At 66.6% G+C, this 14408-nt stretch carries 12 protein-coding genes; 4 read left to right on the forward strand and 8 right to left on the reverse strand.

All coding sequences use genetic code 11. The features are described 5' to 3' along the window. Positions 1-27 precede the first annotated feature (27 nt). Entirely contained in the window at positions 28-1734 is a 1707-nt protein-coding gene (gene acpA / locus IHE46_RS11435) for an acid phosphatase (protein ID WP_192164772.1), read from the forward strand. Positions 1735-1736: 2 nt separating this feature from the next. Here the strand turns inward: acpA and IHE46_RS11440 are convergent, their stop codons facing one another. Next, positions 1737-2939: an FAD-dependent oxidoreductase gene (locus IHE46_RS11440; RefSeq protein ID WP_192164773.1), complete on the reverse strand. Its 1203-nt coding sequence runs from the start codon at positions 2937-2939 to the stop codon at positions 1737-1739. 165 nt (positions 2940-3104) lie between these two features. On the opposite strand from IHE46_RS11440, the gene pip reads away from it, so the two are divergent. Further along, on the forward strand, positions 3105-4058 hold the full coding sequence (gene pip / locus IHE46_RS11445; protein ID WP_192164774.1) for a prolyl aminopeptidase: 954 nt from the start codon (positions 3105-3107) through the stop codon (positions 4056-4058). A 75-nt stretch (positions 4059-4133) separates the two neighbouring features. On the opposite strand, the gene IHE46_RS11450 is transcribed toward pip, so the two are convergent. Genes IHE46_RS11450 through IHE46_RS11465 form a run of 4 tightly spaced genes read right to left on the reverse strand, consistent with a single transcriptional unit; the run spans position 4134 to position 8545 of the window. Continuing rightward, on the reverse strand, positions 4134-4805 hold the full coding sequence (locus IHE46_RS11450; protein WP_192164775.1) for a DUF2894 domain-containing protein: 672 nt from the start codon (positions 4803-4805) through the stop codon (positions 4134-4136). Beyond that, a complete protein-coding gene (locus IHE46_RS11455) occupies positions 4795-5436 on the reverse strand; it encodes an OmpA family protein (protein WP_192164776.1) in 642 nt (213 codons plus the stop codon). The genes IHE46_RS11450 and IHE46_RS11455 overlap by 11 nt, the downstream gene beginning before the upstream one ends. Continuing rightward, a complete protein-coding gene (locus tag IHE46_RS11460) occupies positions 5433-7835 on the reverse strand; it encodes a DUF802 domain-containing protein (protein ID WP_192164777.1) in 2403 nt (800 codons plus the stop codon). The genes IHE46_RS11455 and IHE46_RS11460 overlap by 4 nt, the downstream gene beginning before the upstream one ends. Before the next feature lie 2 nt (positions 7836-7837). Continuing rightward, the gene (locus tag IHE46_RS11465) at positions 7838-8545 is read right to left on the reverse strand and encodes a DUF3348 domain-containing protein (RefSeq protein ID WP_225562999.1); all 708 of its coding nucleotides are present in this window, start codon (positions 8543-8545) and stop codon (positions 7838-7840) included. A 148-nt stretch (positions 8546-8693) separates the two neighbouring features. Here IHE46_RS11465 and IHE46_RS11470 point away from each other — a divergent pair, with 148 nt between their 5' ends. Beyond that, positions 8694-10559 (forward strand): M1 family metallopeptidase, encoded by a 1866-nt coding sequence (locus IHE46_RS11470; protein WP_192164778.1) that lies wholly within the window; start codon positions 8694-8696, stop codon positions 10557-10559. Between the two features lie 57 nt (positions 10560-10616). Further along, the gene (locus IHE46_RS11475) at positions 10617-11603 is read left to right on the forward strand and encodes an alpha/beta fold hydrolase (protein ID WP_225563000.1); all 987 of its coding nucleotides are present in this window, start codon (positions 10617-10619) and stop codon (positions 11601-11603) included. Between the two features lie 124 nt (positions 11604-11727). On the opposite strand, the gene IHE46_RS11480 is transcribed toward IHE46_RS11475, so the two are convergent. From IHE46_RS11480 to IHE46_RS11490, 3 genes are all read right to left on the reverse strand, one after another. After that, positions 11728-12513: a hypothetical protein gene (locus IHE46_RS11480; protein WP_192164779.1), complete on the reverse strand. Its 786-nt coding sequence runs from the start codon at positions 12511-12513 to the stop codon at positions 11728-11730. Between the two features lie 283 nt (positions 12514-12796). Further along, the gene (locus tag IHE46_RS11485; protein WP_192164780.1) at positions 12797-13384 is read right to left on the reverse strand and encodes an isoprenylcysteine carboxylmethyltransferase family protein; all 588 of its coding nucleotides are present in this window, start codon (positions 13382-13384) and stop codon (positions 12797-12799) included. Between the two features lie 136 nt (positions 13385-13520). Beyond that, complete coding sequence (locus tag IHE46_RS11490) at positions 13521-14255, reverse strand: hypothetical protein (RefSeq protein ID WP_192164781.1); 735 nt, start codon at positions 14253-14255, stop codon at positions 13521-13523. Positions 14256-14408: the final 153 nt, after the last annotated feature.

The raw sequence follows: 14408 nt of genomic DNA on the forward strand, positions 1-14408 counted from the left end.
CCCTGATTACCCAATGAACCCAACGCCATGACCGAGAAACTGCCACCTGCTCCGACCGCCGCCGCCGACGACGCACCCGCCGACCCTGCGCGCCGCCGACTGCTGGGCGGCATCGCGCTGGCCGGCGCCGCACTGGCCGTGGGCGGCTGCCAGAGCAGCGATCGCGGCGGCAGCACCGGCGCGACAAGTGCCGCGGGCAGCAGTGCGCTGGACGCCGCGCTGCGCGAGCACATCAAGCACGTGGTGGTGATCTACGCGGAGAACCGCAGCTTCAACAACCTGTTCGGCGGTTTCCCTGGCCTCGCGCAGCCGCTGTCCGCGCTGAAGCCCGAACAGTTCCAGCAGCTCGACCGCGACGGCAAGCCGCTGGCCACGCTGCCGCCGATCTGGCACGGCCTGGTGCCGCACAAGCAGACGCTGGACGGCCGCGATTACCAGATCGCCGAGGATGCCATCCGCGACATCGCCAACGCGCCGTTCGCGCTGCATACGCCCGAAGGCGAGCCGCTGCCGCACGCACTGGTCACGCGCGACCTGATCCACAGCTTCTACAACAACCAGCTGCAGATCAACGGCGGCAAGAACAATGGCTTCGTAGCCTGGGGCGACAGCGGCGCGCTGGTGATGGGCCATTACGCCACCGGCGCGGACAACTTCGCGCTGTGGCGGCTGGCGCAGCAATTCACGCTGTGCGACAACTTCTTCATGGGCGCCTTTGGCGGCTCCTTCCTCAACCACCAGTATCTCGTCGCCGCGCAGCCGCCGTTCTTCCCGGATGCGGACAAGACGCCGGCGCAGTTCCAGATCACGCAACTGGAAGGCGACGATCCCACGGGCACGTGTCCGAAGCTCGCCGACGACTCTCCCGCCAGCGCGATGCAGGGCCGGCCGAAGTTCGCTTCGCGCATGGCGCTCACGCCCGACTTCTGGGCGGTGAACACGATGGGGCCGCCGTATGCGCCGGCTTTCACCAAGGACCCGAAGAATCCGGCACTGGCCGATCCCGCCGATCCCAGCACGCTGCCGCCGCAGCTGCATGCCAGCATCGGCGACCGCCTCAGCGCGGCGAAGGTGGACTGGGCCTGGTACGGCGGCGGCTGGCAGCTGGCGCTGGACGGCAAGGGCGTGCGCGGCTCGCACGACAGTTTCCCCTACGGGCCGAATTTCCAGGAGCACCACCAGCCGCTCAACTATTTCCGCGCGTTCGCGCCCGGCACTCCTGCGCGCGCACAGCACCTGCGCGACGGCGGCACCGGCAGCGAGGCCGCCACCAATCACTTCATCGCCGACATCGCGAACGGCACGCTGCCCGCGGTCGCGTTCTACAAGCCGCAGGGCGACCTCAACATGCATGCGGGCTATTCCGACATCGCCGCGGGCGACGCGCACATCGCCGCCGTCATCGATGCGTTGCAGAAGAGCCCGCTGTGGTCGCAGACCCTGGTCGTCATCACCGTGGACGAGAACGGCGGCTGGTGGGACCACGTGGCGCCGCCCAAGGGCGACCGCTGGGGGCCGGGCACGCGCATCCCCGCGCTGGTGATCTCGCCTTACGCGAAGAAGGGCCACGTCGACCACACCATCTACGACACCGGCTCCATCCAGCGTTTCCTCAACCGCCGCTTCGGGCTGGAACCGCTGCCCGGCATCGCGATGCGCGACAAGGCGATGATGGCCGCCGGCGGTCCGGCGCCGGGCGACCTCACCGCGGCGCTCGATTTCGGCCGCGGCTGAGCTCAGCCGCGGCGCATCCGCGCCATCAGGTCGCCCAGCCGGCGCACCGCCGCTTCGGAGGCGGCGCGATCGGGCGTGAGGTCGGCGTTGTTGAAGTTGCCGGTGTCGCCGATCACCTGCACCAGCAGGCCGTCGCTGCGCGGCACCATGGTGAGGCCGTGCATGCCCAGGCCATAGGTGACTTCCGGCTGCGGGATCAGCCGCGCGGTCTGGCCGCGCACCGGCACGATCGAATCGTCGCCGAACAAGGCGCGGGCGCCGTAGCCGGTGGCGTTAATCAGAGTGGCCTCGGGCAGCTGCAGCAGGTCGCCCGGCGTGTGGAACTCGCGCACCTCGATGTGACCGCCGGCAGCGAGAAAATCGCTCATCAGCATGCGTGCGTAGGTGCTGATGTTGAACATCATCGTGGTCCAGCGATGCACGTAGGGTTGCGGGAACGGATGACTGCCCGCCGGCAGCGGCACCGAGTCCGGCCCGAGGTCGCTGATGCGGTCGGACAAGTCGCCATAGGTCGGCTCGTCGCTGGGCTCCGACGCACCGTGGCCTGGCGGCGTATCGGAAACGCTGTAGCCGTCGATCCACTCGATCGGCCGCCCGGGAAGCCCGAGCAAGGTCTGATACATGCCGAACGAAGTGCGCGCCATCGTCTCCCAGCGCGGCCCCAGGTCGGCCGCATGGGCGGCGTCGCAGATGCGCGAGTCGGGCGTCCATAGGCCGGTGGCACGCATCGAAAACACATCGGGCGGCAACTGCTTGGCGTAGATGCGCACCGAGAGTCCCGCACGCTGGGCCAGCAGCGCCGAGGTGAGGCCGAGCGCACCGCAGCCGATCACACCCAGCTCGCGCACGCCGGTGGCCTGTGCCATCTGCAGAGCCAGGGTGCTGGAGCCCCACGACAGCGACCAGCCGCTGCCGCCATGACCGTAGTTGTGCACCAGGGTCTTATCGCCCAGCCGTTCGGTTTCGATGCGCGGCCCTGCGGCACGGAACGGGCGCGTGCAGACATAGATGCCGGTGATGCGATCCACCTCGGCGCGCACCGGGGCGAGCTCCAGCGCATCGGGTCGAAGACACACCGCAGGGCCTTGTCCACCGGCTGCAGTAACGGCACGCCGCGTCCCGGCCGGCATGCAACCGGCCAACGCGGCACCCGAGGCCGCCGCCAGCGTCATTCCGGCATTGCGCAAGAACTGGCGTCGCTGCATGGCCGTTTCCTCGTCGTGGTTGGCTGGCCAGTCTGCGCGAAAGCATTGACGCTGCCTACCTCGGAAAATGGCAATGCGGCGGCATAGGCAGGGCATGACGATGACCGTGCGATGGCACGATGGCCTACCATGGCCGCGACATCATCCCCGACACGAAATACCGCCATGCGCGAGCTGTACCCCGAGATCGAACCCTTCCGCACACGCCGCTTCGCCGTGGATGCGCGCCACACGCTGCATGTGGAGGAATGCGGAACGCCCGGCGCATTGCCGGTGGTGTTCCTGCATGGCGGCCCCGGTGCGGGCATCGCGCCTTACCATCGCCGCTTCTTCGATCCGAAGCGCTGGCACGTGGTGCTGTTCGACCAGCGCGGTGCGGGGCAGTCCACGCCGTTCGCGGATCTCACCGACAACACCACGGCGCACCTCGTCGCCGACATCGAGGCACTCCGCGAGGAGCTGGGCATCGAACGCTGGGTGGTGTTCGGCGGATCGTGGGGCTCAACGCTGGCGCTGGCCTATGCCGAAGCGCATCCCGAACGCGTGCTTGGGCTGGTGCTGCGTGGCATTTTCCTCGCGCGCGACGAGGAGTTGCGCTGGTTCAACGAGGCGGACGGCGGCGCGCGCTTCATCTTCCCCGAACGCTGGGCGCGCTTCCGCGATTTCATTCCGGCCGCCGAACGCGACAACATGATCGAGGCGTACTGGAAGCGCCTCGACAGCGACGACGAGGCGCTGCGTCTCGCCGCCGCACAAGCATGGAGCGATTACGAAGGCGGCAGCACCACCTTGCTGCACGATCCCGACGCGCCCGGCGATTTTTCCGAGCCGCACAAGGCGATGAGCGTCGCGCGACTCGAAGCGCACTACTTCCGCCACGGCATGTTCCTGGAACCTGACCAGCTGCTGCGCGACGTGGCGAAGATCCGGCGCATTCCGGCCACCATCGTGCATGGGCGCTACGACATCATCTGCCCGGTGAAGACCGCACTGGATCTGCATGCGGCGTGGCCGGAGGCGCAGCTGCGCATCGTGCTGGCGGGGCATAGCGCCGCCGATGCGGCCATCGTCGATGCGCTGGTGGAGGCTACCGACAGGTTGGCGGACCGCTACGGTTGATCGTCTCTGGCCCATTGCGCTGGCGAGAGGCAAGGGCGTCGAAGTTTGTTCGATATCCCTGATTGCCGGGTCGGCTCAAGGCTCCGTATCGGTCGCCTGTTTCTTTCGGCGTGAACCACTGGTGCGCGTGGGTTTGCGCGCGACGTGAGCATTGGCGTCGTTGCTGGCAGATGATCGGCTGCCCAGGTGCTCCATCCACGTCAGCACGTCGGCATAGGCGATGAAGTGCTGCAGGTATTCGGATGAGACATCGCGCATCAGCTCCATGGCGCGATAGGTCAGCACACGGGAGTGCAGCGGGCCGGCATCGTCGGGCAAGGAATCCAGGCATTGGCGCAGCAGGCTGTCGATGCGGATGCGGCTCCACAATTGCTGGAACTCGTCCAGCACCGGCATCGGCGCGGCGATGGCGACGAAAGCCTCCTTGCTGGGCGGCGCGGCAGGCACGGTCTGCGGCGCGCCATCCCATCGCGGTGCGTCGGCGAATTGGGTCAACAACTGCTTCAGCGGACTTTCGCCGGTGCGGTGCGAAGGCTTGGCCTCGGGTGGATTGGCGAGCAAGCCAGCGTAGGTTTCGGCGAGCTCATGCAAGCGCGCATCCAATCGATGCCGCAAGGCGCCGTCGTGATGCGCGGCGCGTTGCGCCATCGCGGTCATCAACGCGAAGCGCAGCGGGTCGATGCGGTCGGCGCCCTGCTCGCGCCACGCGGCCAGCCGCGCATGGACGTCGGGCAGCTCAGTGGGCATCGGTCTTGCTGCGCGGGATCGGCGCGATTTCCACGCGGCGGTTCTTCGCGCGGCCGGCGGCGTCATCGTTGGAGCTGACCGGCTGCTCGGCGCCGAACGCGGCGGCGAACAGTGACGACGACGGCACACCGTCGGCAATCAGCGCACGGGTCACGGTGAGCGCGCGCGCGGCGGACAGCTCCAGGTTGTCGGCGAAGCGGGCATTCGTCGCGCGCACCGGCTGGTTGTCGGTGAAGCCGCTGACCATCAGGATCTCGTCGCGCGCCGACAGATAGTCGCGCAACGGGCCGGCGAGGCTTTGCAGCAGTTCGCGACCTTCCGGTTGCAACTGATCGGAATTGAGCGCGAACAGCACATTGCCGCTGATGCCGATACGGCCATCGACCAGCGTCACGCGCCCGGCTGCCAGCGGTGCAGCCAGCGCCTGCTCCAGCGTCTTGAGGCGGGCGGCCTCGGCCTGGCGCTGCTTCACCTCCTGATCCAGGCGATGGTGCAGCAGCAGCTGGATGCCGATGACGCTGGCCAGGATCAGCACGAAGGCGCCCAGCAACACCGACATCAGGTCGCCGAATGCGGCCCAGGTGGTGGCGCCGGACTCGGCGCCGGGCTCGAATTCGATCTCGTCGCTCATGCGCTTGCGGGCTCGACGTCGCTGCGCGTGCCGGCGAGTTGCTGCAGCTCGCCGATGATCTGCTTCTGCGACAGCATGCTCAGCTCGATCACCTCGCGCGCCTGCGCCACGTAATAGGCCAGTTGCTCGTCGCTGCGCGCCAGCGACTTGTCCAGCGCCGACTCGATGCCCTGCAGGCGCTCGTTCAACGCTTCGGTGGATTGCCCGAACAGCTGCACCGCACCGCCGAAGGCCTCGCCCAGGCTGGCCACTTCCACCGCGCTGCCGGTGACATGGGCCGCGGCTTCGTCCAGCCTGCCGGCTTCGCTTTCGACCTGCGCAGTGAAGCGGTTGCCGACGCGCTCCAGCAGGTCGGCCGAGGTGGCGACCAACGCGTCGATGGCGCCACGCTGCTCGTTGGAAGCGTGGTTGACCGCATCGAGCAGGGTCTGCAGGGTTTCCAGCAGCCGGCCGCGTTCCTCCAACATGGCGGTGTCGCGCACCATGCTGTCGGACAGTTTCTGCCGCAGCTCGGCCACCACTTCGGCCGCAGCGCGCGGCGCCTCGGAGGCGGTGGCGACCAGCCGCGAAATTTCGGCCAGAGTGTCGCGTGCCTGCGCCTGCGCCTGCTCGCTCATGGCCTGTGCGGTCTTTTCCAGCGTGGCGCAAACCTGTTGCTGGTGTGCAGCCACCCGTTCGTTGCCCTGCTCCCAGCGCTGGCCGAACTCGTCGGTCAGTGCGGCGAAGGCATCGCGCCATTGCGCCAGTCGCTCGGCATCGCGTGCCTGCAGCGCGGCCTGCAGTTCGCCGTGCGAGTGCTGCAGGGCTTCGATCATCGCATCGCTGCGCTGCGCGAATGCCGAGGCGGCCTCGCTCAGCGTCAGTGCGTTGCCGGCGATGCCGTCCAGCGCACCGTCAGTCGCTGCCTGCAGGCGCGCGGAGACCTCGCCGGTGGTATGCGCCAACGCATCGCAGATCTGTTGCTGCTGTTGCGCCACCTGTGCACCGTTGCGCTGCCAGTTTTCATCCAATGTGGCGAGCATGCCCGCCAGCGCCTGCGACCACTGCGCCAGCCGCTGTTCGTCGCGCGCGGCCAGGGCGGATTGCAGTTCGCCATGCGACTGCTGCAAGGTGTCGACCAGCGTGCGCGCATGCTGGTCGAAGCTGGCCGAAGCGGCGGCCAGTGCCTGCTCGTTGCGCTTGGCGAGGGCGTCGTGCGCTTCGTGCTGGCGGCCCAGCGCACCATTCCATGCCTCGGCGATGCGGGCACTGTTGTCTTCCAGCCGTACGGCCACGCCGTCGACCAATGCCGCCGAACGCTGCTCGAAGGTGTCGGCGAACTGCTGCAGCACATGCTGCAGGCCATCGGTCAGTGCCGCGTTGCCGCGCTGCTGCTCGGCGACGGCAGCGCTCCAGCTGTCGCGGGCGGCGCTGGCCGCGCCCTGCACGGCGTTGTCGAGTCCGTCGAGCTGTCGCCGCACGGCTTGTTCGATGGCCGCATGAAGGTGATCCGACTTCTCCGCCAGGCCCGCCATGGTCGTATCCACCACGGGCTGCAACGCGGCACCGACGGCATTGGCCTGCTGGGCGATGCCATCGTGCAGCGCCTGCTGCAACATGGAAGCCAGCTGCGTGTAGGCGGCCTCGGTGCGCTGCTGGAACGCTTCCTGGCCGGTCTGCAGGCGTTCGCCAGCGGCCTGTTGCTGGCGTTCCAGTGTCTCGGCCAATGCCTGCAGGCGCTCCACCAAGACCGGCATCAGCGCGTTCTGCTCCTGCAGCAAGCGGAAGGTTTCGCGGCGCTGACTCGACGGCGAATGATGGCCCAGCTGTGCGGCGATGCCGGCATCGAGCAGCTGCACCGCCTGCGTACGCTCGCGTCGCACCAGCGCCGACAGCAGGCCCAGCGCCGCCGAGGTCGCCACGCCGGCGATCGACGTACCGAAGGCGAAGCCCAGGCCCTTGACCGGCGCGGCCAGCGAACTGCGGATGGCGTCGAGATCGGTGGCGCTTTCCAGCGCCAGGCCGGTGCCGCGCAGGGTGGCCATCATGCCCAGCAGGGTGCCGAGCATGCCCAGCAGCACCAGCAGGCCCACCAGGTAGGACGTCAATGCGGGCGCGGGCAAGCCCACGCGTTCGCCTTCGACGCGCAGTCGCACGCTGTTGCGCAGGCCGGACTGCAGTTGCGACAGCCAGCTGCCGAGGTTGTCGGCGGCTTCGCCGATGGACGGCAGCGCCCGCACCAGCGTGGCGGTGGCCTGACGGTAGCGCAGCAGCTCGAACGCGCCGGCGAGATAGCAGGCGGCGATCAGCGCGGCGACGGCGGCGGCCAGCGTGTGATTGCCGAGGTAGCCGATGCCGATCCAGCACACGGCCAGCAGGCCGGCAAGGAACACGACGGGGATCAGGAAGTTTCTGGACATGGTCATTCGGTGCGCAGCGCTGCGAGCAGGCCGTCGATGGGGTGGAAACGGACCTCCAGCTCCGCCAGCAGCGCCATGCGCATGTCCTGGCGGAACCGTGCCAGCCAGAGGCCGGTTGCGGAGGCGTCGTCCGGCGCGTTGGCGCCGGTGGAATGGGGTGCGCCGGCTTCGTGCAGGCGCTGATAGTGATGGCCAAGCAGGCCGGGGACCCTGGCCAGCAGCATCTGCTCGCGCGGGCTGAGCACGGCTTCCATCACCGCATCCACCTCGGCCAGGCGCGCCTTGGCCGGCGACTGGCGGGCCAGCGCGTCGCGCAGGCGGCCGCGCAATTGGCCGGTGGCGCTTTGCATCGCACGCTGCACGGCCATGCAGTGCTGGCGATACGGGTGGTACTCGTCGTCGATGGCGGAAGCATCCTTGCGTGCGGGCATGGCCGGCGCGATGTCGGCGTCGATGGCCTGCTGCAGCGCATGGCGCGCTCGCACGCACTCGGCATCGTGGGCATCCCCGGTATCCGCGCCATCCTCGGCGGCAGGAAGGCCGCCATCCAGCGCGCGCGACAGCACGAGGGCGCGGTTCCAGTCGAACCAGTCGGCCAGCCGCTCGGTCAGCACCGGCGGCGTGCGCGGCAGGTCGGCCTCGCTGAAGCGGGCCAGCAGGCGGATGAACGCCGGGCCCAGCACGGGCGTCCGTGTGGAAGCTTTCGCCATGTCCCTGGTCAAAAAATGGAACATTTTACACGGCGGGGCGGATCGGCTGCCCCCTTCCCGTTCCGCCGGGGCGTATCGACCCGGCGGAACGGCCGGCAGCACGGCGGTGGCATACTTCGCGCTTCCGTTTCCCCGCCGGAGCCGCTGTATGCGCCTGCTTCCCGTCCTTGCCCTCGGTGCGTTCGCGCTGCCGCTGGCCGCCCTCGCCAACGATCCGCACTCCTACGCCCAGCCCGACCAGGTGGTGGTGACTCATCTCGATCTCGACCTGAAGATCGACTTCCCGCACAAACAGCTCGACGGCGTGGCCACGCTCAAGCTGGACTGGAAGAACCCGCAGGCTCCCGCGCTGATACTGGACACACGGGCGCTGACTATCGCTTCGGTGGACGCCGTCGATGCCGGCGGCAAGACACAGGCGCTGAAGTACGCGCTGGCGCCGTCGGACAAGGAACTGGGCAGCAAGCTCACCATCGAGGCGCCGCAGCATCCGGCGCAGGTGCGCATCACCTACGTCACCTCGCCCGACGCCTCCGGCCTGCAATGGCTGCCGCCCGCGCAGACGGCGGACAAGAGGCTGCCCTTCATGTTCTCGCAGTCCGAGTCCATCCACGCGCGCTCCTGGGTGCCGCTGCAGGATTCGCCGGCGATCCGCTTCACCTACGACGCCCACGTCACCGCACCGAAGGACGTGCGCGTGGTGATGAGCGCGCTGAACGACGCGAAGCACCCGCTCGACGGCGATTTCAGCTTCGACCAGCCGCACGCGATCCCCTCCTACCTGCTCGCCATCGCCGCCGGCGACATCGCGGTGAAGGAAACCGGGCCGCGTTCGGCGGTATACGCCGAGCCTTCCGTGGTGGACAAGGCCGCGCGCGAGTTCGCCGACACCGAGAAGATGATCCAGACCGCCGAGTCGCTGTACGGCCCCTACCGCTGGGGCCGCTACGACCTGCTGGTGCTGCCGCCGTCCTTCCCCTTCGGCGGCATGGAAAATCCCAACATGACCTTCGTGACGCCGACCATCATCGTGGGCGACAAGAGCCTGGTCAGCGTGATCTCGCACGAGCTGGCGCACTCGTGGTCGGGCAACCTGGTGACCAATGCCTCGTGGCGCGACGGCTGGCTCAACGAAGGCTTCACCACCTACGTGCAGGGCCGCATCACCGAGGCGCTGTACGGCAAGCGCCAGGCCGACGAGGAGACCCTGCTGGCCATCCGCGCGCTGCAGAAGGGCATAAACGACATGCCCGCCAACTCGCAGAAGCTGGCGCCCGAACCGCGCGGCGTGGGTGCCGACGACGCGCTCTCCGACGTGGCCTACGACAAGGGCTCCTGGTTCCTGCGCACGCTGGAGCAGAAGTTCGGCCGCAAGGATTTCGATACCTGGCTCAAGAGCTACTTCGACCATTTCGCTTGGCACAGCATCACCACCGAGCAGATGCTGGCGTACCTCAAGCCGAACCTGATCGAGAAATACCCCGACAAGATGCGCTGGGACGAAGTGCAGGACTGGGTGTACGGCACCGGCATCCCCAAGGATGCGCCTATCCCCGACTCGCCGCAGTTCGACGCCATCGACAAGCAGCGCAGCGCCTTCCTCGCCGGCACCCTGCCCGCCGCCAGGCTCGACGCCAAGGGCTGGAACACGCAGGAGTGGATGTATTTCCTCGACCGCCTGCCCGATACGCCCACGCTGGCCCAGGTGCAGCAGATCGACGCCGCATGGCACCTCACCGGCACGCACAACGCGGAGATCGGCATGCGCTGGTACGTGCATGCCATCGCAGCCGGCGACAAGGCCGCATGGCCCGCTGCCGCCGAGCACATGACGCGCATCGGCCGGCTCTACCTCACCCTGCCGGTGTACCGCGCCTTCGCGAATACGCCGGAAGGGCTGGCCTACGCCGAACAGGTCTACGCCAAGGCGAAGGACGGCTATCACCCGATGACGCAGCAGGCCGTCGAGCGGCTGTTCGCGAAGGCGAAGCAAAAGCAGGCCGCTGCGAAGTAAGGCCCTTCCCTCCCCTGCACTCCGGGGAGGGAATTCAAACCCTGCAGGATTCGACCCATGTCCAAGATCGTCAACTCCACCCGGCCGCTCTGGCAGCGCATGCTCATCCGCCGCCTCAAGTTCCTCGCCATCGTGGCGGTGGTGCTCGGCGTGCTGCTGGGCGGCAGCTACCTGTTCGCGCCGCAATGGCTGCTCAGCGCCAACTACGCCCGCGAAGCGATGGCCGCCAAGCTGGACAAGAAGTCGGTGCAGGCCGGCGACACGCGCTGGTCGTACTACGAAGGCGGCAACGGCCCCACCATCGTGCTGCTGCATGGCTTCGCCGACAGCAAGACCGTGTGGCTGGACGTGGCCAAGCAGCTCACGCCGCATTTCCACCTCGTCATCCCCGACCTGCCCGGCTGGGGCGAGTCCTCGCGCGACATGGATGCGAGCTACAACATCGACAACCAGGCCGATCGCCTGCAGGCCTTCGTGCAGACGCTCGACCTCGGCCACTTCATGCTCGTGGGCCACTCGATGGGCGGCGCCGTCGCCGGCGTCTACGCCGCCGAGCATCCCGAGCACGTGAGCGCGCTGGCGCTGCTGGATAGCTTCGGGTTGAAGTTCAACGAAAACGCCTTCGCGCGCGAATCGCTGGCTGGCAAGGATCCGTTCGCGTTCTCGGACCGCGACGGCTTCTGGCGCGCCACCGATCTCGTGTTCGCCAAGCGGCCCGAGGTCCCTGGCCGCTTCGTCGACGTGTTCGTGGCGAACAATGTGAAGGACCATGCCTTCATGGCCAAGGTATTCGACGAATTGCGCGAGCCCTCGCAGTACCTCGCCGTGCAGAACCGCCTCGACAAACTCACCATGCCGGTGCTGGGCCTGTGGTGCAACGGCGACAAGGTGATCGACATCTCCGCGATGGACAGCCTGCGCAACGGGCTCGTCCACGCCCCGGGCATCAGCGCCAGCACGCTGATCGGTTGCGGCCACATGCCGCAGATGGAGAAGCCCGAGGAAACCGCGCAGATCATCACCGCGTTCGGGCTGTCGCATTGAGCGGTGCCATGCAGGCGCGGACTCCGCGCGCGATTGCCCGATGCTGAAACAGAAAGGGAGCCGCAAGCGGCTCCCTTTCTGTTTACGGATGCCCCGAACCGGCTCGCTTACGCGGCCAGTGGCATCACTTGTCGACGCCGAAGTCGAACATCTCGCCGCTGTAGAGGCCGTATTCGCCCGGCTTCAGATCTTTGGTCGGCGTCAGCTTCCACTGGTTGCCGTTGCCGATCGCCACCGCGTCGTAGTCGATCTGGTTGTCCTTGTCCGGCGCGCCCAAATTCTTCATGCCGCCCCAGAAGCGGGAGTTGCCCAGCTTCATCGAACGATCCTGGTCACCGTTGTCCACTTCGAGCGATACGATGTAGATGCGGCCCTTCGGCTGCTCGGTCGAATTGACGATGAACGAGGGCCGCGTATCGTGCGTACGCACGCCGGCCGCAACACCCGGATAGTTGTAGTGCATCAGCACCGTGACGAAAGCATTCGTCGTGCTCATGGTCCCCGCTACACCGCGCAGGTGCACGTTGCCGCCGTCCTTCGTGACCAGCGTGACATCCGCGGGATTGCCCGGGATGACGGCCGGACCAGCGCCCGCACCCGCGGGAGCGCCGCCGCCTTCGGCACGCTTGAGCATTTCCGAGATCACGTCCTGCGAAACGCCGGCGCTCTTCAGTTTCACGAGGTCATCGACCTCCACCTTGAAATCGACTGCAGGCGCACCGTCGATCTTTGCCTTGATCACCTCCGAGCCGAAGCCCAGCTTGGCCAGCTTCACGACGTCCGCATTGGTCATCGCGGCAGTGCCCGCGGCCTGCGCGAAAGCCGTGGCGGGAGTAAGCAACTGGATCGACACTGCCCCCAGCGCGAGCATCAGCCCGGCAACGGCAATCCTGGCGTAACGTGACTTCATTGGCATTCCTCCTTGGTTGCAATGGCACGATCGATTTAATCGCCCCTTGAGTCACGGAAGTATATGGGCGCGTGCATCTTCTCCATCCTCGTATCGGCCTCGCCTCGCACGCACCGAATTACGCCCACGAGATAATCAGAAAAGCCCTACACGCGACTCGGATCAATTCCGGCCGCGCAATCTTCAAGCGCTCTTAAGCGCGTCCGGTGAGGACGTCGATCCCATGCGGGGCGATGCGTCCGTGACGTGCGGAACACGGCACTGCATCGATCAAGCGGATCTTCTACAGCACGCCTGGAATCAACGCCTTCGTGCGCCGCATATAGTCGACGTAGGTGGCGCCGAATTGTTCGCGCATCCAGCTTTCCTCGTGCCGCAGCTTGTAGGCGAATGCGGCGAAGATCAGCGCCAACGCAACCAGGCCACGCCATTCGCCTATCACCAGCGCACTGCCCAGCACGCCCGACAACATGCCGGTGTAGATCGGATGGCGCACCCAGCGGTAAGGCCCCGCAGTCACCAATTCGTGATCCTGCTTGAGCTGCACCGTAGCGCTCCAGTTGCGCCCCAATGCCACGCGCGCCCAGCAGGCGAACCCCAGGCCCAGCAGCAGCACGGCGAGCCCGACACACGGCCACGCGATGGTATGCGGAAGGAAACGTTGCGCCAGCCACGGCCAGAACCGTCCCAGCCTCGGACCGAACAACAACAGATAGGCAACCATCAGCGGCACGCGATAAGCCAGGAACGACGCCCAGCCATCCACCCGGGCCGCCGTCTTGTTGCCGAACGCGCTGACGAACCAGTACAGCAGCCAGGCGACCCAGATGACGGCCACGGCAAGGTTGGCGTAATTCTCGAAGGACGACATGACGGCAGCCTGCGGAGAAGATTGGCGCAGCATGCGCCGCTGCCGTGCAGGGATCGAGTGACGGTTGTCAGCTCATCGGTATGAGCTCGACCCGATGCCTCGAATGCTCATGCACGTCTTGATGGCTCGATCTCCATCAGCCTCCGGGCTTGAATGAGACGAGCTCCTCGGCATCGCGCTCTGAAAGCACATCGTTGGAGTTGTAATACTCCTCCACCGATTTCACGAAGCGCTTGTCGGTAGGGACATACCAGAATGCCTTGTAAAGGCGGCCGCTGATCGCTCGAGGATCAATACGGTTCGCCTGCGACACTGCGGCCACACCTTCCGCGGTAGCCACCGTCCTGGTTCCACCGACCACTGCCCGCGCCATCACTGCAGTCCATTGGCCCTCGGCCTCGATTTTCAGGGCTTTGAATGTGCCAGCGGGCACTTGAACGTCTTCCCAGCCCGTTACCGTATAGGTTTCATGGACGGTTTCGCTGGAGTGCGCCTTATTGCTCGGCGGGTTGGTTTCGGCATAGTCAATTTCCCATTTCTTGCCCACCTTCAATGGAAAATTCAGCGGCTGATTCACAACCGTCTGCTTGCCGTCGACATCGCGGGAGCGGCTCCAATCCAGTCCGAAGGAGTGTTCGGAAGGAGGTTGCGTCGAGCCCTGCTGTGTCGTGCTGACCAGGACTCGGTCACCCTCGACTTGCTCAAGGGTGGACACCATGACCTTGTTATCCCAACCCCTGGTGCCTTTCTGCACCGTGCGGGAATAAACCCAAGTATCCCCAGATTTCAACTGGGGGGCCTCTACTGTCTGCGCATAAATCGAACTGCATGAGAGGACAAGAACCACCGACAGCAAAAAGCGCCTGGACATTAATCTTCCCCTGAAAATTGAGCGTCCTCGAAAGTCTACGCGAGGCGGGAAATCTGTAAAGACGACTCGCCAGTGGCAAATCCCGGAAGCAGTCGGACCCAAATGCGCAAATCGAATTTATTTACGCAAGGCTCCATTTTCAGCGGGATTACG

Source organism: Rhodanobacter sp. DHG33 (genome assembly GCF_014843005.1).
In the GTDB taxonomy this organism is placed as follows: Bacteria; Pseudomonadota; Gammaproteobacteria; order Xanthomonadales; family Rhodanobacteraceae; genus Rhodanobacter_A.